Raw genomic sequence first — 20,549 nt, 5'->3', positions numbered from 1 at the left:
CTCGTCCGTCGGTTCAGTCCTGTTCGAGCCGCTCGATGCGGGCGACGAGCCCCGCCCTTTTCGGCGAGCGCGCCGGCAGCATCTCCAGAGCGAGTCGCAGCGCCGCGGCATCCCGCTGTCCTTCCGGGATGTCGGCGTAGGCGAGCAGCACGTCCAGGCTGGCTTCCGAGAGCATCGCCTCGCGCAGCGCGGCCCTGACCGATTCGCGGAAGTCCTCGACACCGGGTGAGGTCGACTCCGGCAGGACCGGACCCCGGTACGCGGTGAGCGCGACCCGATGGGCACCCCGGTCGAGCAGCGACAGCACGTCGTGCGCGTCGGTCTCGAGCGCGACCGGCAGGCGATACGGCCGCGACTCCGGAACGAGGCTCGGCGCGTGCTTCTCGAGCACCTTGCGAAGGCGCACCATCTCGGGTCGCAGAGTGTCGGCGGACGCACCGGCACCGTAGACCAGTTCGCTCAGCCTCTCGGCCGAGAGACCCTGCCGGTGCACGGCCAGCATCAGGAGGATCGCGGCGTGACGAGCGCTGAGCTCGATCATCGACTCCTCCAGCTCGGTCTCGCTCTCCAGACGCGCCCTGTCGCGGCCCAGCACGTGCAGCGTCGCCCTGGTCGTCGGCTTCGGGCGCGAGGAGATCGTGACCGGCCGCCGCGCCTCGCTGCGAGCCCGCAGGCGCGAGACCATCAGCTCGCCCTCGACCGCACGCGCGGTGGCGTCGACCAGCAGTCGCGCCTGCGTCGAGACGACCTCGGCCCCTCCCGTGATGTCGATGACTCCCAGCACGCGCTGGGTCTCGGGGTCGCGCACGGGAGCCGCGGTGCACGACCACGGATGCACGAGCCTGTTGTAGTGCTCGGCGCCGCGGATCTGCACCGTCTGACCGAGAGTCAGCGCGGTGCCGGGGGCGGTGGTGCCCACGGCATCCTCCGCCCAGTTCGCACCCGCGACGAAGCCCATCCCCTCGGTGAGCGACTGCAGCCTGCGGTCGCCCTCGATCCACAGCAGCCGACCGGCCTGGTCGCCCACGGCGACGACGACTCCGGACTCCTCCCCCGTTCCGGGCAGCAGGAGCGCGCGGATCATGTCCATGGCGGACGCGAGCGGATGCGTGAGCCGATACGCCTCGAGCTCCTCGCTCACCAGTTCGATCTGCGGGGATCCCTCGGGGCCGACCCGCCCTCGCCACGAACGCTCCCACGATTCGCGCACGAGCGGACGGACCTGCTGAAGCCGGTGATCGTCGAGGTTGCCGGCGATGAGCTCTTCGTGTGCACGCTCGATCAGCAGACGAGAGGCCTCGGGAAGGCCCTCACGTGACCCCTGCCACGACGCGACCACAGCGTCTCCGTTCGTCATCGGTGGAGCGTTACCTCAGTGTAGGAGCCGGATGCGGCGGGCGGAACCCGGTATATCGGATGCCGGCTGTGGCGTTTCGTCTGCTGTCCCACGCACCGCACGGTTCGCCGCATCATCTGCGGCCCGTGAGGGTCGGGGCGCACGTCGCCACACACAGTTGCATGCTCAGATCACGGATGCAGGCCGAAATCGGCGATCTGAGCATGCAGGTGTCATTTGGACATGCAGATGACAGTCCAGGGCGACCGCCGGCCCGCGCTGCGCGAACGGTTCACCGCCTGGCGCACGGCGACGGCGGAGAGCATCCGGCGCAGCGCCTTCGGAGCCTGGCTGCTCGACCTGCTGCTGGCGCTGCGACCGGTGTGGTGGGTGCTTAGGGCGTTCGGCCTCTGGGCCGTCGGCACCCTGCTCATCGCGCTCCTGCCGCCCTACCCCTACGGCCCGTTCGCCCAGTGGGCGGTTCCGAGCAACCCACTCGAGTGGCTCGCGCTCTTCGGCCTCATCGTCGTCAGCGTGCAGTGGGGACGGGGACGGTGGCTGCCGAAGAACAGGCTCCGCCACATCCGCACGGTCGCGAGCATCCTCGCGGTGCTGCTGCTTCCGTCGGTCTTCGTCTCGATGTTCGCGCCGCAGGCGGAGTACGTCGCAGACGACTATGTGCCGCAGGGTCTGATGCTCGACGGGGTGCAGGTCATGAACATCTTCGCCTACGACGAGGCCGGCAACCCGATCGATCGCGTGCAGCTCTTCACCGGGAAAGGGACCCCGCTGAACCTCTACGGCGAGGGCGGCGGATCGATCGCCCTCTCGGAGGGAGACGGCGAGGTAGAGGTCGGCTTCCAGAACGATGGCATGACCGTGACGGTGCCGGCCAAAGACTACCGGGGCAAGGCCGTCTGGAACATCTACCCCGTCGACGAGGCCGAGTTGGACGCGTCGACCTTCGAGCCCGATCTGTCGAGCACGAAGCGACCGGAGCAGCCGTTTCAGAAGGCACCGGACCTCGACGCGACCGACCCGACGCCCAGCCCCTCGCCGGGCCCCGACTCCACGCCCCAGCCGACCACGACGCCGGCGCCCTGAGGTGCCGACATGACCGAGCGGATCATCTCGATCGACATCTCGCACCTCGTCCGGGAGGCACTGGCCCACTCCGTTGAGCCCGACTAACAGGAGGATGAGTGATTCTCCGCCTGAGCCGCACGCCCTGAACCCAGGCACACCTGCATGCTCAGATCACGGATGCAGGCCGAGATCGGCGATCCGAGCATGCAGGTGTCATCCGAGCATGCAGATGCAGAGGCGCGCGACCCCGACGGCTCAGCCGCGAGCGGCCCACCACTCACGCAGACGCTGCTCAGCGGCCTCCGGCCCGAGCATCCCCTCATCGAGGCGCAGGTCGAGCAGGAACCGGTAGGCCTCTCCCACCTCGCGTCCGGGAGCGATGCCCAGGATGCTCTGGATCTGATTGCCGTCGAGCTCGGGGCGGATGGAGTCGAGCTCCTCCTGCTCGCGCAGGGCGGCGATCCGGGACTCCAGGTCGTCGTACGCGGAGGCGAGGCGACCGGCCTTGCGCTTGTTGCGCGTCGTGACGTCGGCTCGGGTGAGGATGTGGAGGCGCTCGAGCAGATCGCCGGCGTCGCGGACGTAGCGGCGCACCGCGGCATCCGTCCAGGTGCCTTCGGCGTATCCGAAGAACCGCAGGTGCAGCTCGATCAGCGTCGCGACGGCATCCGTGGTGTCCGTGTCGAAGCGCAGCGTCTGCAGGCGCTTGCGCGCCATGCGGGAGCCGACCACATCGTGATGGTGGAACGTGACGGCGCCACCGTCTTCGAGCTTGCGGGTGCGCGGCTTGCCGATGTCGTGCAGCAGGGCGGCGATGCGCAGCGGCACGTCCGGATCGGACCCGGGATGCCGCGAGTTCTCCAGCGAGATCGCCTGACGCAGCACGGTGAGCGAGTGCTCGTAGACGTCCTTGTGATGGTGGTGCTCGTCGACCTCGAGACGCAGCGCGCTCACCTCGGGCAGGAACTCCTCGATCAGGCCGGTGTCGACCAGCACGCGGATGCCGCGCACCGGGTCATCCGTCTGCATCAGCCGGACGAGTTCGGACTGGATGCGCTCGGGGCTCACGATCTCGAGCGTCGCGCGGAGCCGGGTGATCGCGTCCGCGGTGTCGTCGTCGATGCGGAAGCCGAGCTGGGCGCTGAAGCGCGCCGCGCGGAGCATGCGCAGAGGGTCGTCTCCGAACGACACCTGAGGATCCGTCGGCGTGCGCAGCACCGCGCCGACGAGGTCTTCCACTCCCCCGGTCGGGTCGACCAGCGTCACCGCCGGCACCTTCAGGGCCATGGCGTTGACGGTGAAGTCGCGGCGCACCAGGTCGCCGTCGATCGTGTCTCCGAACTCGACAGTCGGCTTGCGTGTGACGCCGTCGTAGCTGTCGGCGCGATAGGTCGTGATCTCGACCTGCTCGCCCTGGACGCGCGCGCCGATCGTGCCGAACGCGCGACCGATGTCCCACTGGGCGGTGGAGATCGGGGTGACGATGCGCAGGATGTCGTCGGGCTTCGCGTTCGTCGTGAAGTCGAGGTCGTGTGTGGGGCGTCCCAGCAGGGCGTCGCGCACCGGTCCGCCGACGACGGCGAGATCGAAACCGGCCTCATCGAACGCCGTGGCGAGGGTGCGGACGACCGGATGCTCGGCGAGCGCGCCGAGACGGGCGAGGCCGTCAGCCATGTTGAGCATGGGTTCCAGCGTACCGGGGGTCAGAACAGCGGGTTTTCGCCCTTTGCCTGGGCGATGGCGCGGACTCGGGCCTGCATGAGCCTCATGAGCAGAGCACTCATCAGGAATCCGCCGACCACGGCGACCGCGACGATGAACCAGATGCCGACCTCGGGATCGATCAGCTCGAATCCGTAGATCGCGACGGCGAGCAGGAGCAGCACCGGTCCCTCGATCAGCGCGAACGTGATGAACAGCCGCGTCTGACGCCTGCCGAAGTCGGCAGTGACCGCCCGGACGCGTGCCTCGATCGAGGATTCGCCTGCGTAACTCATGCCCCCACCGTAGCGACGTTCACCCACCGGTCGGGCGATGGCAACCGCCAGGTCATCCTCCTTCGATGGGCTGGTCGGGCCCCGTGCGGCTGAGCACGGAAACCCCCACCCTCACGAAGGACACTCTCATGACCTCCCCCACCCCTGCGGTGCGCTGGCGGCGCTATGGAATCGCCTCCGCCGCGGTCGTCGCCCTGCTCGGCGGCGCCGTCGTCGCCCCGATCGCGACAGCTGCCCCCGATCCCGAGGTGCCCACGGGCTCGCTGATCACGGGCGACACGGCCTGGCGCTACCTCGACGACGGATCCGACCCGTCGCCGGCACCCGCGGCCCTCCGCGACTGGACCCTCCCCGACTACGACGACAGCGCCTGGAAGTCGGCACCCGGCTCGTTCGGCGCGAAGAGCGGCAAGCTGGCCCCTGTCGGCCCCGTCACCCCGAAGACGCTGCTGAACCACTACATCGACGGGACGGCGGCGCCGACTGTTCCCACCTACTTCTTCCGCACCACGTTCGAGCTCGAGGCGGGCGTCGCCGAGCAGGTCGCGGCGCTGCGCAGCACCATCACCTACGACGACGCGATCGTCGTCTGGATCAACGGCGAAGAGGTCGCCCGCTACGTCGACGGCCGCATCACCGACACGGTCAACGTCGAGTACGCCGGCGACTCGAACGGCGACCCTCTCACCAGCACGTTCAGCGCCGAAGGCGACCTGCTGCACGACGGCACGAACGACATCGCGGTCGCCCTGTTCCAGGATCGCGAGACCAGCTCGGACATCTTCTTCGACATGTCGTCGCTCACGCTCGTCGAGGCATCCGATCCCGGCTCGCCTGTCATCGCGCCGCCCACCCGCGTGATCCTGACGCCGACCGAGCAGCCCGCCGTGTCGCAGTCGTTCTCGTGGCTCGCAGGCGACGCGTCGCACACGATCGGCCAGGTCGAGATCGCACCTGCGAAGGGCGGCGAGACCCGGACTGTCGACGCCTACGACGCCGGGGTCGTCAACGGCAACCCGAACAAGCACTTCTCGGCCACCGTCACGGGTCTCACGCCCGCGACCGCGTACCGTTACCGCGTCGGCCTGCCCGGCAGCTGGAGCGACTGGTTCGAGTTCCGCACGGCCGACCCGAAGGCCACCGACTTCCAGTTCATCTACTACGGCGATGCGCAGATCGGACTCGACACCACGTGGCCGAGCGTCGTGAAGCAGGCCGAGGCGAATGCGCCGCGATCGATCGGATCCGTGCACGCGGGCGACCTCATCAACACGTCGAGCAACGAGAACGAGTGGCTCAACTGGTTCAAGGGCATGGAGGACTCCGCCGCGCGCACCAACGTCATGGCCGCTCCCGGCAACCACGAGTACTCGGGCGACAAGCTGCTGACCGCCTGGAAGGCCGCGTTCGAGTACCCGCACAACAACCCCTCGACCAGCACGATCGGTGAGCTCGCCGACCTCGCGAAGGGCGACTCGGCGGTCGCGCAGCAGTACCGCGCGTTCTTCGACCACTGGAGCTCGTTCGCCGCGGAGACCGCGTACTACACGGACTACCAGGGCGTCCGGTTCATCACGCTCAACGCGACGCGCGACACCACGTTCCTCACGCCCGCAGGTCTCCCGTCGTGCACGGGCGCGGAGTGCCCGTCGACCCAGATCGGCCTGCTGTGGACCCGCTTCCAGGCGGCCTGGCTCGACCTGCTGCTGCAGGACAGCCCGTCGAAGTGGAACGTCGTCACCTTCCACCAGCCGGTGTTCTCCGCCTCCGAGGGTCGCGATGAGCCGGTGCTGCGCGCCGAGTGGCTGCCGGTGTTCCAGCGCAACGACATCGACCTGGTGCTGATGGGGCACGACCACACCTACGCGCGCGGCTACGTGAACACCGATGCGACCGACACCCCCGGTATGACCTCGGGCCCCGTCTACGTCGTGTCGAACTCGGGCGCGAAGCACTACGAGCTCGAGACGCCGGAGAAGAACGTCTGGACCAACAACGGCGCCACCCAGGTGCTGCGCGGCCAGGGCGTGACCACCTACCAGGTGATCGACGTGTCGAAGAACCAGCTCGTCTACCGCTCCTACCTCGCGGAGAAGCAGCCGGATGCCACGACCGACCTCCCCGTCGGCTCGGTCTACGACACCTTCACGGTGACGAAGTCGGATGCCGGTGAGAAGTGGGTCACGGAAGCGGGCGTCACGCCGCCCGTGATCGAGGAGCCCGCCGATCCTGAGATCGAGCTCGGCGCGGCATCGGTCGCCGCCGGAGGAAAGCTCACGGTCTCGGGGAGCGGATTCGAGGCGGATGCTGCGCTGCGCTTCGAGCTGCGTTCGGATCCCGTCGACCTCGGCACCGCCACGACTGACGCCGACGGGGCGTTCCGTCGCACGCTGACGATCCCCGCGAACACCCCGGCCGGAACGCACACCCTCGCGGTGATCCTCGCCGACGGCACCGAGGTGACCTCCGCGGTGACCGTGACCGCTGCGGCGAGCGGCGGGGCCACCACCCCCGGCGGCACCGGCTCGGACGGCGCGACCGACGGGTCTCTCGCGACCACGGGTGCCGACAGCACGCCGTACGTCATCGGTGCGGTCGTGCTGCTGGCGCTCGGCCTCGGCCTGTTCGCGATGCGGCGGCGCCGCCGCGCGGACCGTGTCGAGACGGTCGAGTAGCAGGCGGCATCCGCTCTGAGGGCGTCGCTCGGATTCCGGTCCGGGCGGCGCCCTTCGTCATCCCTCTCCCGTCGCCCCCCCGGCCCTTGCCCCCTGGCCCCTACCCCCGGGGTTACCCCCAGCCCTCGACCCCGGGCACAGCTTCGGATGCCGTGGCCGACACGCCGCACGGACCTGCCGTCAGCCCGGCGTGGCGGTTTCCAGGTCCGAAGCTGTGCCCGCCCGGACGGCGGGACCCGACCTCAGTCGCGGTGCGCGCGACGACGGGCGACGAGGAACAGCACGACGCCGAGCACGAGCACCGCGCCGCCCACGCCGGCCCAGACGAACGTCTCCGATCCGAGGCCGGTGCCGGGCAGCTGGCCGCCACCCGTGGTCGGCGGCACGTCAGGATCGTCGGGATCGGTCGGGTCGGTCGGCGGGACGACGACCGCTTCGGCGAGGGTGAAGTCCTGGTCGACGAAGGTCTCACCCGCGGCGGTGACCACGACCGTGAGCGTCGCGGGGCCGACGACCGTCGTGCCGGACGGCGGGGTGACGGTCAGCGTGTAGGTCCCTGGTGACAGTTCGCCCAGACCGTAACCGCCGTCGGCATCCGTCGTGAGCTGCTGCGTCCCCTCGTCGGTGCCGACCGTGATGACCACGCCGCCGACCGGCGTACCGTCATCCGTGCGGACGACTCCCGCGAGCGCGCCGAACCGAGCGAGCTCGAAGTCGACACCGGTCACATCCGCGCTGGCGACGGTCTCGTTCTGCGACGTCGCCCCGACCGGCGCATAACCGCTCGGCGGGGTGACCTCGACGACATAGTCACCGGCGGGCAGGCGCGGGAATCGGTAGCCGCCGCTCGCATCGGTGACCGCCGTGACGGTGTCGCCTCCGGCGGATGCCGTGACGGTGACACCCGGGACGCCGGTGCCGTTCGCGCGCACGCTGCCGCTGAGGTCGGGGTTCTCGACGAGCACGAAGTCGGCGAGAGTGATCGGGACCTCGCTGCCGTCCGGCACCACGAGCGGCTCGGTCGGATCCGTGGTGCTGTAGCCCGGCGGCGGGGTGATCACGACCGTGTGCGGGCCGACGGCGACCTCATCGAACAGGTAGGTGCCGTCGGCATCCGTCGTGGTCGTCGTCGTGCCGTCCACCGACACCGTGACCCCTGGTACCGGGTCGCCATTGCCATCGACGACGCGTCCGGAGACCGCCACCGGGACGATGTCGCGGACGGTGAAGTCCGCGACGGCGTCGGCCGTGGTGAGGTCCACCGCCGCCGTGACCGCGCCGGTCGTGATCTTCCCGGCCGGTGGGGTCACCCGGACGGTGTATCCGTCGCTCGCCACGAATCCGGGGAACGAGTAAGTGCCGCCGGCTGCGGTGGTCGTGGTGCCGACGACCGTGCCGTTGCCATCCGTCAGCGAGAGGGCGACTCCGTCGAGGGGGCCGTCTGCCTCGTCGACGACCGTGCCCGTGATGTCGCGGGCGATCGACGCGAACCAGGTCTGGTACACCGGGAACCCCGCGCGGCGGGTGAACGAGAACGTGAGCGAGGAGACCGGCACCGACGGCTCGAACCACGCGGATGCACCGCTGGTGTCGACGGCTCCGGCATTGCCGGTGAGCGTCAGCGTCGCGGCATCCCAGGTCGGTACATCGGCGGCATCGCCCGTGCAGGAGGGCTTGCCGACGACGCCGGGGGCGCAGTAGTTGAATCCGCCGTTGAAGCCGAGCTGCGCAGCGGTCAGCGCCTGGCCGTTCGCTCCGATGGCCTGGATCCGCACGGCGTCGGCGTCGATGTCCCCGAGCACGAAGGTCCAGCCAGAGGCCGGCGTCGGCGTCGCGAACGAGTACGTTGTCGTCGACGGGCTGGTGGCGTTGTCGGCCTTCGGACGCAGGTTCAGGTACGGCTGGTTGAGGCTGGTGCCGTACTTCGCGCCCACGGGCGTGCCCTGCGAGAGCCAGGTCGTCGCGCCGGAGACTACGCCCACCTGCCCCGACCGCGAGTCGCTGGTCATCGTCGCCGTCATCGCAGGCTGCGCGGCGATCTGCACCGAGGTCGTGTATGCCCCGCTGGCCCCTGCGAGCGGCTGCCACGTCGCCCAGGCCGTGGTCGTCGCGGCCGCAGCCGGGATCGCGCTCACCAGAGCGGCGACGAGGACGATGGCTCCGGCGAGGATTCCGCTCTTGGCCGCGCGCATGCGGTCAGCGTATCGATATATTGCCGCCCTGGTCGAGGGTCGGAAACGAGCGGACCGCGCGGCGTCGGTCCTCATCCGGCCGGCCAGGGGGATGTCCTCGTCGCCCACTCACCGACTCTTGGCGAGCCCGCGGTCGTGGATAGGCTGACCGGGTGAATGACCCCCACGCGATCGAAGACTTCTGGCAGGAATGCCGCGCCGCCGTGCCGGGTCTCCCTCCGGCGGTTCCGGAAGCCTGGGCGTTCGGAGCCACTCCTGCGCAGGCCGATGGCCTTCTGGCCCTCGTACGTGCGGGGACGAAGACCGCGACCGCGTCCTCCCTCTGGGACTACGAGTTCTCGGGGGACCCCCTGCCGGAACCCGGATTGCTCAACATCATCCTCGATGGTTCCGGTGCTCCGAGGGCGCTCCTGGAGACGGTCTCGGTCGAGATCGTCCCCTTCAGTGAGGTGCAGGAGTCCCATGCCTTCGCCGAAGGGGAAGGCGACCGGAGCCTGTCCTCGTGGCGCGAGACGCATGAGCGGTACTGGCGTGAGCACTCCGAAGACCCGCGGGGCTTCGAGCCGGACATGCCCGTCGTGTGTGAACGCCTCCACGTGATCTACACGCCGACCGGCTCGCGCGAGACCGGCCCGGCCTAGACCGGGTCGCCCTGCACAGGCCCTTCGGTGTTCGGCTTCCACCCGAGGGCTGGCGCGACATGCGTCGCGAACGCCTCGAGCACGTGGAGGTTGTACTCGGGTCCGAGCTGGTTCGGGATCGTCAGCAGCAGGGTGTCCGCCGCCATCACGGCCTCATCGGCGAGCAGCTGTCGGATCAGCACGTCGGGCTCTGCGGCGTAGGTCTTGCCGAAGGTCGAGCGGAAGCCGTCGATGATGCCGATCTGATCCGCGTTCTCCTCGCTGCGCAGACCGAAGTACGCCCTGTCCATGTCGGAGACGAGCGGGAAGACGCTGCGGCTCACCGAGACACGAGGCGTCCCGGTGTGGCCGGCCTCCTTGTAGGCGGCGCGGAAGAGCTCGATCTGCTCTCGCTGCAGCTGATGGAAGGGCACGCCCGTCGCCTCGGTCAGCAGCGTCGAGCTCATCATGTTGAGCCCCTTGCGTCCGGTCTCCTCGGCCGTCGCGCGGGATCCGGATCCCCACCAGATGTGGTCGCGAAGGGTGGGCGACTGCGGCTCGATCGCGAGGTAGCGACCGGCTCCGACCATCCGCGGATCGCCGGGGGCGAGGCCTTCGCCGTCGATCGCGCGCAGGAAGAGGTCGAACTTCTCCCGCGCGATCACGCTGCCCCGCTCGGGGTCCTCCTCGTCGTGGAAGCCGAACGTCTCGTATCCGCGCAGAGCCGTCTCGGGTGAGCCACGGCTCACGCCGAGCGCGATGCGTCCGTCCGCGATCAGATCGAGGGCAGCCGCCTCCTCGGCGAACTGGAAGGGGTTCTCGTACCGCATGTCGATCACACCGGTGCCGACCTCGATGCGCTTCGTGCGCGCGGCCATGGCCGAGAGCAGCGGCATGGGCGATGCGGCCTGCCGCGCCCAGTGGTGCACGCGAACCGAGGCACCGTTCACGCCGATCTCGTCAGCGCCTTCGGCGATCTCGATGGTCTGCTTCAGCATGTCGCCGGCCGTGCGGGTCGCTGAACCCGGCACATCGGCGTAGTGCCCGAACGAGAGGAATCCGAAAGCCTTCATGGTGTATTCGAACGCATGTAAGTCACGGGGTATTCCCTTCAGTCCCCGGCCAGCAGGAGGCCGTCGAGCACCAGCTGGCGGATGCGCGGCTCGAGGTCGGCCCACAGATCGACCAGCGGCACCTCGAACAGGTCGGCCAGTGCGGCAGCGATCTGCATGACGGTGAGCTCGCCGTCGCAGGCGCCGACGAATGCGGCGAGCGCAGGGTCGACGGCGATCGTCCGGGCAAAACCGCCGCCCTGACGGAGCTCGATGATGCTCGGGTCGTCGTTGCCGGGGAGCAGATGGCGCGCCTCGGTGACATCGGGTGCCGTGAGCAGAGTCGTGGGCAGCCCTGCTGTCAGCAGATCGTCCGCCGCGAGGCCGTCACGCAGCGCGGCACCCACATTCGACACCTGCTGCGGGAGCCGCTCGAGACGGCGAAGGGCAGGACCCGCACCGGCTGCCACGGGGCGCCGCACCAGGACGTATCCGAAGCCGACAGCGGTCACACCGCGTGCGGCGAAGTCGTCGAGCCAGGCCGTGAGCAGCGGCGTGAACGCAGCGTCGCGCGGGGTGGTCCCTCCGTCTCGGATCCAGAGCTCGGCGTAGCCGAGCGGCGAGAGCTCCTCACGCTGGATGACCCACAGGTCGAGGTCGCCCGGCACCCAGGACGAGAGCCGGTCCAGACCCGCCCGCCCGGTCAGCGCCACCTGGGCTCCGCGGGACTCCCAGTTGCCGAGCAGCTGCGCGGACCCGCCCGGTGTGAGGAAGTCGGGAGCGGTACGGATGAACTGCTCCACCAGGGCATCGCCGATCAGGCCGCCGTCGCGGTACTCGTACTCCGGCACTCCCTCGACACGCGGTGTGATCACGAACGGCGGGTTCGACACGATCAGATCGAACGCCTCGCCCAAGACCGGCTCGAACATGCTGCCCAGGCGGAACTCGATGTTCGACACCCCGTTCAACTGCGCGTTGAGCTCGGCGTACGCCAGTGCTCTGGCAGAGATGTCGGTCGCGACGACAGTGCCGGCGTGACGGGCGACGAGGAGAGCCTGGATGCCGCAGCCGGTGCCGAGGTCGAGGGCGCGGTCGACCTCCACCGGCATGACGATCTCGGCGAGAGTGCGAGACGCACCGCCGACGCCGAGCACGTGGTCGGCGGGAAGCGCTCCGTCCAGGGCGACCTCGTCGAGATCGCTGGCGATCCACCATTCCCCGATCCCGTCTGCGTCGACGAACGACTGCGGTCGAAGCAGGGCGGTCGGGACGACGGCATCCCCCTCCGTCCTGGCCAGTCCGAGATCGACGAGTCCCTCGGCCCCGAGGCGGGGCAGCGCGGCAGCCACAGCGGTCAGCGGCTGCGGCATCCCGAGCACGAGGAGTCGTCCGAGAGTCGCAAGGGGGCCGTCGTCACCGGCGATCGCGCGAAGGATCGGCTCCCGCATCCCCCGGGCCAACGCGTCGTCGGCCTCCTCCCCCCACAGGCGCCGCAGGGCCTCGGAGCGGAGGTCGGCGGTGTCGAGATCTGCGGCGAGCGCGGCGCTGCGCCGGGGATCGGGGAGGGGGAACCGGGTGTCTGACACGGCCGTCACTCTACGCGTCTTCAGGGTTCTCCTTCGCCCACCCGCCTAGAATCACAAGGTCACCACTCACGAGCAGCCTGGGATCCCGGCGTTCGAGGAAGACCTTCATGACCGCGACCACCCCCGAGAACGGCCTCCGCCCGCGCTTCCGGCGCCTGGCACGCGGAACCGTCGTCTCGGCGATCGCTCTCGCGCTGTGCGGTCTGGGTGCGGGCAGCGCCTCCGCCGCGAGCGACTCCACGACCGATGAGTCGCCGGCCACCGAGCTCGTCCTGACCGCCGGCGTCCGCGGGACGGTCACTCCCGGCAGCGCCACGACGGCATCCCTCACCGTGATCAATGACGACACCTCCGCGCTGTCCGCGGGCCGTGTGACGGTCGAGTTGAACCGCACGCCGCTCCCCGACGAGACCGCGGTCGCCTCCTGGCTCGACGACTCCGAGGCCGCAGGCGGCTTCACCGCTCTCGGATCGGACGCGACGGCGCCGGTCGACCCCGAGAGCTCGGTGACGTCGAGCCTCTTCATCCCCGCCGATACCCTCACGGGCCTGGCGCCCGGCGTGTATCCGATCAGGGCCACTCTCACGGGAGCCGCGACCGACGCGCAGGAGGATGCCGATGCCGTGACGTCGACGTCCGTGCTGGTCGTCAGCGCAGCAGCGAAGCCCTCGGTCGCGGTGCTGGTGCCGATCACCGCGACACCTGCAGACGGCGCCCTGCTCACCGCGGAGGAGCTCAACGTCCTGACCGCGGATGATGGCCGACTCACCGCCGTCCTCGAGGGCGTGAGCGGGACCTCTGCGGTACTCGCCATCGACCCCGCGATCCCGGCAGCCATCAACGCTCTCGGCTCCACGGCGTCGGAGAGCACACAGGAGTGGCTACGTCAGCTCGAGGCCCTCCCGAACGAGCGCTTCGCCCTGCAGTTCGGTGACGCGGACGCGACGACCCAGGCGCAGGCCGGCCTCCCTGCGCTGCTGCAGCCCACCACGCTCGCGCCCTTCGTGAATCCGGCGGGGTTCACGAACCCGGCGCCGGAGACCCCCGATCCGACGCCCACCCCGACCGATGCGCCGCAGCCCACGCCTGAGCCCACCGACGGTCCCGTGCTGCCGGACGACTCCGAGCTCATCACGGTCGACGGTGCGACGCCCGGGCTGCTCTGGCCGCGCAGCGATGTCTCGGCCGCCGATCTCGCGACGTTCGCCACGTACGTCGGCGACGACGCCGTGACGACGGTCCTGTCGTCCTCGGCGCTCAGCGGTGCGACGGGCGCGCGCGGTGCCGTCGGCGCGCAGAACGTGCTGGTCGTCGACGAACCCGCATCGGACGCCCTGTCCAAAGCTGCAAACGAGCCCGACGCGGCGATCCGCCAGCGCTGGCTCGCCGAGGCCAGCGCGCACCTCGCGCTCTCCGCGCAGGCGCACCCGTCGGTCCCCCGGCTCATCGGCCTGGATCGGGACGAGACGCGAACGGCCGAGGCGCTCAGCGAGGCCATCTCGGCCGTGGACTCGCTCGGATTCGGTCTGAGCGGCGTGCTGGCCGCCCCTGCAGCGCCGGTCACGCTCTCCGTCGAACCGGACAGCACCCGGGGAACTGCTCTGCAGCGGATGCTGGACAGCGAGGTCGTTCTCGGTGAGTTCGCGTCGATCCTCGACGACCGACAGCTGCTGCTGAGCCCGAAGCGCATCCAGATCATGCGGGCCACCGCGGTCGGCCTCGGCGAGAAGGGCTTCGACGAGGCCGTGGCCGCAGTGAACACCGCGACGATCGACACGTTGAACGCCGTCGACATCCCTCCGGCGAGCACCATCCAGCTTTTGTCCGCGAACGCCGACCTGCCGTTCTCGGTCCGCAACGACCTGCCCTGGCCCGTGAACATCCGGCTCTCCGTGCATCCCAGCGACCCGCGACTCGACGTGCAGGCGATCACGCCGTGGACGATCCAGCCCGACAGCACCACCCGGGTCAAGGTGCCCGTGTCCGCGCGCGTCGGGAGCGGTGAGGTGTCCCTGCGGCTCGAGCTGTCGAGCCCGACCGGAGTGGAGATCAGCCAGCCCGAGACGGTGCGCGTCTCCGTGCGGGCCGAGTGGGAGACCATCGGCCTCGCCCTGCTGGGCACGCTGATCGTGCTCCTCATCGGCCTCGGCATCATCCGCACCGTCCGTCGGCGTCGTCGTGAGGCCGCTGAGACGGCGGACACCGATCAGAGCAAGGACCGGGACGCGGATGCCGACGCCGGCGCCGAATCCGTCGCCATCGAGGAGTCGAATGAGTAGTCTCGGGCGCGCCAGCGCGCTGATCGGAGCGGGGACTCTCATCTCCCGCGTGACGGGGCTGCTGCGCACCATCGTGCTCGTCGGCGTGATCGGCTCCGTCGGTGCAGGAGCGGCAGACGCGTTCGCGATCGCCAACCAGCTGCCGAACAACGTCTTCTCGCTGATCTCCGTGGGCGTGCTGACCGCCGTGATCATCCCGCAGATCGTCAAGGCCACGGCCGATGCCGACGGCGGCAACGCGTTCATCTCGAAGCTGTTCACGCTCGGCACCGTCGTGCTGGTCGTGATCACCGGCCTCGCGACCATCGCGTCGCCCTGGCTCGTCTGGTTGTACGCGGGCAAGGACGGCTCCGCGGAGTTCCTCGCCCTCGCGACCGCCTTCGCCTACTGGTGCATGCCGCAGATCCTGTTCTACGGGCTCTACGCGCTCCTCGGCGAGGCGCTGAACGCCCGCCGCATCTTCGGCCCCTTCACGTGGGCGCCCGTCGTCAACAACCTCGTGTCGATCGTCGGCTTCCTCATCATCGGAGCCCTGTTCGGCGGGCCGCTCACCCGGGTGGCCGACTGGACGCCGGGGATGATCGCCGCGCTCGGCGGCACGGCCACCCTCGGCATCCTCATCCAGGCGGGCATCCTCCTGATCTTCTGGCGGCGCACGGGTCTCGCCCTGCGCCCGGACTTCCGCTGGCGCGGCGTGGGTCTGGGCAATGTGGGGCGCCTCGCCGGATGGACCTTCCTCATGGCGCTCGCGAGCCTGCTCGCCGGCCTCGTCCAGACGCAGATCCTCACCCAGGCGTCAGCGATCGGCGCCTCGGTGGCGACCTTCCAGTACGCGTGGCTGATCTTCATGCTCCCCTACTCGGTCATCGTGCTGTCGATCGGCACCCCCTACTTCACGCAGATCAGCGAGCACGCGGCCGCCGGGCGCGACAAGGAGGTCCGCGCGGACATCGCGCAGAGCATCCGCACCCTCCTGTTCTTCATCGCAGTCGCCGTGGCCGCGGTCGCCGCTGCGGCGATCCCCGCCTCGCGGGTGTTCACGAATCAGGCGTCGCATGCCGTCGACGCCGCCCTGGTGCTCGTCTGCTTCCTGGTGTGCCTGGTGCCGCTGACGATCCTCTTCATCGTGCAGCGCACCTTCTACGCCTACGGCGACACCCGCACACCCTTCTGGTTCACGTTGTTCCAGAGCGGTCTCGTCGTGCTCAGCGCTCTCGTCGCCCAGTGGCTGCTCGCCGCCGACGTGATCGCTGTCACCTCCCTCGCGGCCACGATCGCGCTCGGACAGTCGATCGCCAGCACCATCCAGACCGTCGTCGCCGTCTGGCTGCTGCACCGAAAGATCGGCGGGCTGCAGATCGGGACCTGGATGCGCGCGATCCTCCGCTTCGCCATCGCCGCCGTCCCTGCGGGAGTGGCAGGGTGGGGCGTCTTCCTGCTCCTCGGCGGACCCGACGGGTGGACCACCGCCGACAAGATCCAGGGAGCCCTCGGCACCTGCATCATCGGCCTCGCGGTGGTGGTCGTCTACATCGGCATCCTGGCCCTGCTGCGGGCTCCCGAGCTGAAGACCGCCGGCGCCATGCTGCGTCGGTTCCTGCCCGGTCGCTGAGCCCCTCTCGCGCGGGAATGTCGCGCGGTTACCATTGGTTGAAGCAGTCGAACGTCTTTCGGCGTCTCAGCAACTACGACGGGAAGCACATGCGTCAGGTCATCATCATCGGTTCCGGCCCTGCCGGGTTCACCGCCGCCATCTACGCGGCGCGCGCGAACCTCAAGCCGCTGCTCATCGCGAGCTCGGTCGAGGTCGGCGGAGAGCTGATGAACACCACCGAGGTCGAGAACTACCCCGGGTTCCCCGAGGGGATCCAGGGCCCCGAGCTCATGGCCAAGTTCCAGGAGCAGGCGGAGAAGTTCGGCACCGAGGTCGTCTACGACGACGTCACCGAGCTCGACCTCGCCGGGCCCGTCAAGAAGGTCACCCTGGGCAGCGGAACCGTGCACGAGACGCAGACTCTCATCTACGCGACCGGCTCCGCCTACCGCAAGCTCGGCATCGAGGGCGAAGAGCGCCTCTCGGGCTACGGCGTCTCGTGGTGCGCCACGTGCGACGGATTCTTCTTCCGCGAGAAGACGATCGCGGTCGTCGGCGGCGGCGACTCGGCGATGGAAGAGGCCACGTTCCTCACCCGTTTTGCCGACAAGGTCTACGTCATCCACCGCAAGGACACCCTGCGCGCCTCGAAGATCATGCAGGAGCGGGCATTCGCGAACGAGAAGATCGAGTTCGTGTGGAACAGCGAGGTCGCCGAGATCCTCGGTGGCGACGCGGTCACGGGTGTGCAGCTGCGCAACACGGTCGACGGCACGCTGAGCGACCTCGCCCTCGATGGGCTCTTCATCGCCATCGGCAACGACCCGCGCACGCACCTCGTGCACGACAAGCTCGAGCTGACGGCAGAGGGCACGATCTGGGTCGACGGCCGCTCGTCTGTCACGTCGGTGCCCGGTGTCTTCGCCGCCGGCGACGTGATCGACCCCACCTACCGTCAGGCGATCACGGCCGCCGGCAGCGGAACGGTCGCGGCACTGGATGCCGAGCACTTCCTCGCGGATTTCGATGACGCCTCGGTCGAGTTCCCGGCCGCTGAGGCCGCCGAGATCATCACGGCCTGAGCCCCCGGGAACACTTTCACCTCGCCCGCTGTTGTAGCAGGCGAACCTCGAATCAAGGAGAACTCTGATGAGTGCAAAGGCTACGAGCCAGGCGACCTGGGAGCAGGACGTTCTGCAGGCCGAAGGTCCCGTCCTCGTGGACTTCTGGGCCGAGTGGTGCGGACCGTGTCGTATGGTCGCCCCCGTTCTGGACCAGATCCAGGCGGACAACCCCGACAAGATCACCATCCTCAAGCTGAACGTGGACGAGAACCCGCAGCTGGCGATGAAGTACCAGATCACCTCGATCCCCGCGATGAAGGTGTTCCAGGGCGGTGAGGTCAAGACGACCATCATCGGCGCCAAGCCGAAGCCCGCCCTCGAGCAGGACCTCGCCGCATTCATCGGCTGATCCCCTCGTGATCAGGGCCGTCACCCTTCGGGGTGGCGGCCCTTTCGCTTCCCCCTGCCCCCTGATCCCCCGTCCCCTGCCCCGTCCCTGCCCCGTCCCTGCCCCGTCCTCCGCCCGGCCTCGTCCTCTGTCCTGTCCTGTCCCGTCCCCTACCCCGCCCGTCCCCTGTCCCGATCTGCACACCCCGCCCCGATCTGCACAGGAATCCGGCCGAAACGTGTGCTGATCGGGGCACAGTCCGCGAATCGGGACACCCGGTGCGGACCCCGGCCGGCGACTACTTGTCGGAGATCGGCACCGCAGGAAGACCTCGAGACGCCCGAGCGCGGTCGACGATCTCCTGGATGACGGGCGACTTCGCCGCGTTGTACGTCGACCGCCCCCTCGCCTCGGCCGCGACGGCGTCGCACTTCGCGTGCGAGTAGCGATCAGCGTCCTCCGGATGCGCCCGAAGCCAGTCCCGCAGAATGCGCTGGTGCGCCGCATCCCACTCCGCCGCCACGAAGAAGTGCGCGATCGCGATCCGGATGCCGTCCGATTCACGGATCATGACCGGATGCGTCCGTACAGCGCTACCTTGACGCCATCCCGCCGCGCCCAGACCCTGTCTGTGCGCCGCGAAGTCATCGGCATCCTCGACGCGAACCGCCAGATCGATGACCGGCTTCGCCCGCATCCCCGGGATCGCTGTCGACCCGATGTGCTCGACGATCCAGGCCGCGTTCCCAGCCCGTCTGATCTCAGCGGCGAACGCCTCGAACTGCTCCGGCCACTCCGGGTCGTAGGAGACCAGCATTCGAGGCACGATATGGGCCTAGGAGGCGTCGACGACCGTCGGGTCCCAGCGCCTGTGACGCTGTTTCTCATCGAGCAGCCCCCAGACAGCGGGAGTCAGCTCGGGATACTCCAACGCGATCTGCCGCAGCACCCGGTAGTGCCTGGCCGCGTTGGGCCGCACCCCGTCGTTCGCAGTGATGTTATCGGCGCGCAGCAGGTACACGACGAGCTCGTCCACGCTCGGCAGTTCCTCCATGAACTCCCACGGATCCTCGCCACCCAGCAGGCGCTCCTGGATCAGCACGGCGAGCTCATCCGACGCCTCGGCTCGCAGCACTTCGAGGCTGGCGCGGCGCGGAACGGACTCGGTCATGCTTCCAGCCTACGTCGCCTTGCGGGTACCTCGGCGCTCCACCTTCAGCTCGTCCGTCATCTCCTCCAGCTCCCTGCCCTTCGTCTCCGGCACCTTGAAGTACACGAAGAAGAACGACACGAGGGCGAAGAACGCGTAGAAGCCGTAGGCGAATGTGAGGCCGATGTCGGCGAAGATCGGGAAGGTCGTCGAGATGAAGAAGTTCGCGACCCACTGCGCTGCCGCGGCGACGGCGAGTGCGCCGGCACGGATGGAGTTCGGGAAGATCTCGCCCAGCAGCACCCACACGAGCGGGCCCCACGTGGCGCCGAAGAAGACCACGAATCCGTTCGCGCAGATCAGCGCCACGGTGGCCCACGGGTCGGGCAGTGTGGCGGTCCCCTCGGCATTGAGTGTCCCGAACGAGAACGCCACTGCCATGAGGCCGAGCGTCACGGTCATGCCGACCGAGCCGACGAGCAGCATGATGCGTCGCCCGACCTTGTCGACGAGCAGGATCGCGATGATCGTGACGACGATGTTGGTCACCGAGGTGATCACCGACGTCAGTAGGGCGCTGGACTCATCGAAGCCGACGGACTGCCACAGCGTCGTCGAGTAGTAGAAGATGACGTTGATCCCGACGAACTGCTGGAAGACCGACAGCAGGATGCCGACCCAGACGATCGGCTTCAGCCCGAGCCGACTGCCCCGCAAGTCGCGCAGCGACTCTTTGCGCTCGGTGTCGATCGTGCTGGTGATCTCCTTGATCTTGGCGTCCACATCGACGGTGCCCGTGACGGTCTGGAGGACCTCCGAGGCACGTTCGATGTCTCCCTGGCGCACCAGATAGCGCGGAGATTCAGGCAGCCGCAGGGACATGATGCCGTATACCAGTGCGGGGATCGCCTCGACGATGAACATCCACCGCCAGGCCGTGAGTCCCCACAACGGCTGGTCGGCAGCTCCGGCGATGTTGGCGAGGAGGGCGTCTGAAAGCAGTGCCGCGAAGATGCCTGTGACGATGGCGAGCTGCTGCAGGGAACCGAGTCTTCCTCGGATCTTCGCCGGCGAGACCTCGGCGATGTAGGCGGGTGCGATGACGGATGCGGCTCCGACTCCCAGTCCGCCGATGACGCGCCAGATGATCAGATCCACGACGCTGAAGGCGAGGCCCGACCCGATGGCGGAGATGAAGAACATCGCCGCGGCCACCACCATCACCGGGATGCGGCCGCGCTTGTTCGCGATCGGGCCGGCGAACCAGGCACCGATCGCACAGCCGATCAGGGCGGACGAGACAGCGAAGCCCTTGAGTCCGACGCCGAGGTCGAATCCGGAGACGTCACCGGCGAGGGCGTCGACCGCCCCGTTGATCACCGCCGTGTCGAAGCCGAAGAGGAAGCCACCTAGTGCTGCGGCGATACTGACCGCGATGACTTTTCGCTGGAAACCGGATGGACTCGGCGCTGCGGACATGGTCTCCCCTTCATCGTGGCGATGCGGCGAGTCTACGTCCGCTCAGAC

General features: G+C 69.0%; 16 protein-coding genes. 7 read left to right on the top strand and 9 right to left on the bottom strand.

Annotated elements, in window-relative coordinates; translation table 11 throughout:
- Positions 1–13: 13 nt before the first annotated feature.
- A complete protein-coding gene (locus BLW44_RS01840; RefSeq protein ID WP_139305217.1) occupies positions 14–1,357 on the bottom strand; it encodes a sigma-54-dependent transcriptional regulator family protein in 1,344 nt (447 codons plus the stop codon).
- Between the two features lie 222 nt (positions 1,358–1,579).
- Here BLW44_RS01840 and BLW44_RS01835 point away from each other — a divergent pair, with 222 nt between their 5' ends.
- Positions 1,580–2,440 carry a DUF998 domain-containing protein gene (locus tag BLW44_RS01835; RefSeq protein WP_060926199.1) on the top strand — a complete coding sequence of 287 codons (861 nt, stop codon included), beginning with the start codon at positions 1,580–1,582 and terminating at the stop codon, positions 2,438–2,440.
- A gap of 237 nt (positions 2,441–2,677) precedes the next feature.
- Here BLW44_RS01835 and BLW44_RS01830 read toward each other — a convergent pair whose 3' ends face one another.
- Positions 2,678–4,105 carry a CCA tRNA nucleotidyltransferase gene (locus BLW44_RS01830; protein ID WP_060926200.1) on the bottom strand — a complete coding sequence of 476 codons (1,428 nt, stop codon included), beginning with the start codon at positions 4,103–4,105 and terminating at the stop codon, positions 2,678–2,680.
- 20 nt (positions 4,106–4,125) lie between these two features.
- Complete coding sequence (locus BLW44_RS01825; protein ID WP_060926201.1) at positions 4,126–4,419, bottom strand: hypothetical protein; 294 nt, start codon at positions 4,417–4,419, stop codon at positions 4,126–4,128.
- A 128-nt stretch (positions 4,420–4,547) separates the two neighbouring features.
- On the opposite strand from BLW44_RS01825, the gene BLW44_RS01820 reads away from it, so the two are divergent.
- A complete protein-coding gene (locus BLW44_RS01820; RefSeq protein WP_060926202.1) occupies positions 4,548–7,094 on the top strand; it encodes a purple acid phosphatase family protein in 2,547 nt (848 codons plus the stop codon).
- A 242-nt stretch (positions 7,095–7,336) separates the two neighbouring features.
- On the opposite strand, the gene BLW44_RS01815 is transcribed toward BLW44_RS01820, so the two are convergent.
- A complete protein-coding gene (locus BLW44_RS01815; RefSeq protein ID WP_060926203.1) occupies positions 7,337–9,286 on the bottom strand; it encodes a carboxypeptidase regulatory-like domain-containing protein in 1,950 nt (649 codons plus the stop codon).
- Between the two features lie 152 nt (positions 9,287–9,438).
- Between BLW44_RS01815 and BLW44_RS01810 the strand changes: the two genes are divergently transcribed.
- Positions 9,439–9,927, top strand: coding sequence for an ASCH domain-containing protein (locus BLW44_RS01810; RefSeq protein WP_060926204.1), 489 nt, complete (start codon positions 9,439–9,441; stop codon positions 9,925–9,927).
- Here the strand turns inward: BLW44_RS01810 and BLW44_RS01805 are convergent.
- Complete coding sequence (locus BLW44_RS01805; RefSeq protein WP_060926205.1) at positions 9,924–10,979, bottom strand: LLM class flavin-dependent oxidoreductase; 1,056 nt, start codon at positions 10,977–10,979, stop codon at positions 9,924–9,926. The genes BLW44_RS01810 and BLW44_RS01805 overlap by 4 nt on opposite strands.
- Before the next feature lie 38 nt (positions 10,980–11,017).
- Positions 11,018–12,556 carry a DUF7059 domain-containing protein gene (locus BLW44_RS01800; RefSeq protein ID WP_174521342.1) on the bottom strand — a complete coding sequence of 513 codons (1,539 nt, stop codon included), beginning with the start codon at positions 12,554–12,556 and terminating at the stop codon, positions 11,018–11,020.
- A gap of 98 nt (positions 12,557–12,654) precedes the next feature.
- On the opposite strand from BLW44_RS01800, the gene BLW44_RS01795 reads away from it, so the two are divergent.
- From BLW44_RS01795 to trxA, 4 genes are all read left to right on the top strand, one after another.
- Positions 12,655–14,826, top strand: coding sequence for a DUF6049 family protein (locus BLW44_RS01795; protein ID WP_060926206.1), 2,172 nt, complete (start codon positions 12,655–12,657; stop codon positions 14,824–14,826).
- A complete protein-coding gene (gene murJ, locus BLW44_RS01790; protein ID WP_060926207.1) occupies positions 14,819–16,438 on the top strand; it encodes a murein biosynthesis integral membrane protein MurJ in 1,620 nt (539 codons plus the stop codon). The genes BLW44_RS01795 and murJ overlap by 8 nt, the downstream gene beginning before the upstream one ends.
- Before the next feature lie 89 nt (positions 16,439–16,527).
- Positions 16,528–17,502 (top strand): thioredoxin-disulfide reductase, encoded by a 975-nt coding sequence (gene trxB / locus BLW44_RS01785; protein WP_060926268.1) that lies wholly within the window; start codon positions 16,528–16,530, stop codon positions 17,500–17,502.
- A gap of 67 nt (positions 17,503–17,569) precedes the next feature.
- Complete coding sequence (trxA, locus tag BLW44_RS01780) at positions 17,570–17,893, top strand: thioredoxin (RefSeq protein WP_042541543.1); 324 nt, start codon at positions 17,570–17,572, stop codon at positions 17,891–17,893.
- Between the two features lie 277 nt (positions 17,894–18,170).
- Here trxA and BLW44_RS01775 read toward each other — a convergent pair whose 3' ends face one another.
- Genes BLW44_RS01775 through BLW44_RS01765 form a run of 3 tightly spaced genes read right to left on the bottom strand, consistent with a single transcriptional unit; the run spans position 18,171 to position 20,501 of the window.
- A complete protein-coding gene (locus BLW44_RS01775) occupies positions 18,171–18,689 on the bottom strand; it encodes a GrpB family protein (RefSeq protein ID WP_060926208.1) in 519 nt (172 codons plus the stop codon).
- An 18-nt stretch (positions 18,690–18,707) separates the two neighbouring features.
- Complete coding sequence (locus BLW44_RS01770) at positions 18,708–19,043, bottom strand: hypothetical protein (RefSeq protein ID WP_060926209.1); 336 nt, start codon at positions 19,041–19,043, stop codon at positions 18,708–18,710.
- A gap of 9 nt (positions 19,044–19,052) precedes the next feature.
- On the bottom strand, positions 19,053–20,501 hold the full coding sequence (locus BLW44_RS01765) for a sugar porter family MFS transporter (protein ID WP_060926210.1): 1,449 nt from the start codon (positions 20,499–20,501) through the stop codon (positions 19,053–19,055).
- Positions 20,502–20,549 lie beyond the last annotated feature (48 nt).

It is taken from the genome of Microbacterium hydrocarbonoxydans, assembly GCF_900105205.1.
GTDB classification, from domain to species: Bacteria; Actinomycetota; Actinomycetes; order Actinomycetales; family Microbacteriaceae; genus Microbacterium; species Microbacterium hydrocarbonoxydans.
This window is presented reverse-complemented; position numbering and strand designations above follow the sequence as displayed.

What these genes read in the sequence shown, in the direction of transcription:
- BLW44_RS01805 (WP_060926205.1), bottom strand. Translation starts at nt 10,979, where the DNA reads ATGAAGGCTTTCGGATTCCTCTCGTTCGGGCACTACGCCGATGTGCCG.
- BLW44_RS01795 (WP_060926206.1), top strand. Translation starts at nt 12,655, where the DNA reads ATGACCGCGACCACCCCCGAGAACGGCCTCCGCCCGCGCTTCCGGCGC.
- BLW44_RS01770 (WP_060926209.1), bottom strand. Translation starts at nt 19,043, where the DNA reads ATGACCGAGTCCGTTCCGCGCCGCGCCAGCCTCGAAGTGCTGCGAGCC.
- BLW44_RS01825 (WP_060926201.1), bottom strand. Translation starts at nt 4,419, where the DNA reads ATGAGTTACGCAGGCGAATCCTCGATCGAGGCACGCGTCCGGGCGGTC.
- BLW44_RS01835 (WP_060926199.1), top strand. Translation starts at nt 1,580, where the DNA reads ATGCAGATGACAGTCCAGGGCGACCGCCGGCCCGCGCTGCGCGAACGG.
- murJ (WP_060926207.1), top strand. Translation starts at nt 14,819, where the DNA reads ATGAGTAGTCTCGGGCGCGCCAGCGCGCTGATCGGAGCGGGGACTCTC.
- BLW44_RS01820 (WP_060926202.1), top strand. Translation starts at nt 4,548, where the DNA reads ATGACCTCCCCCACCCCTGCGGTGCGCTGGCGGCGCTATGGAATCGCC.
- BLW44_RS01840 (WP_139305217.1), bottom strand. Translation starts at nt 1,357, where the DNA reads ATGACGAACGGAGACGCTGTGGTCGCGTCGTGGCAGGGGTCACGTGAG.
- trxB (WP_060926268.1), top strand. Translation starts at nt 16,528, where the DNA reads ATGCGTCAGGTCATCATCATCGGTTCCGGCCCTGCCGGGTTCACCGCC.
- trxA (WP_042541543.1), top strand. Translation starts at nt 17,570, where the DNA reads ATGAGTGCAAAGGCTACGAGCCAGGCGACCTGGGAGCAGGACGTTCTG.
- BLW44_RS01775 (WP_060926208.1), bottom strand. Translation starts at nt 18,689, where the DNA reads ATGCTGGTCTCCTACGACCCGGAGTGGCCGGAGCAGTTCGAGGCGTTC.
- BLW44_RS01765 (WP_060926210.1), bottom strand. Translation starts at nt 20,501, where the DNA reads ATGTCCGCAGCGCCGAGTCCATCCGGTTTCCAGCGAAAAGTCATCGCG.
- BLW44_RS01830 (WP_060926200.1), bottom strand. Translation starts at nt 4,105, where the DNA reads ATGCTCAACATGGCTGACGGCCTCGCCCGTCTCGGCGCGCTCGCCGAG.
- BLW44_RS01815 (WP_060926203.1), bottom strand. Translation starts at nt 9,286, where the DNA reads ATGCGCGCGGCCAAGAGCGGAATCCTCGCCGGAGCCATCGTCCTCGTC.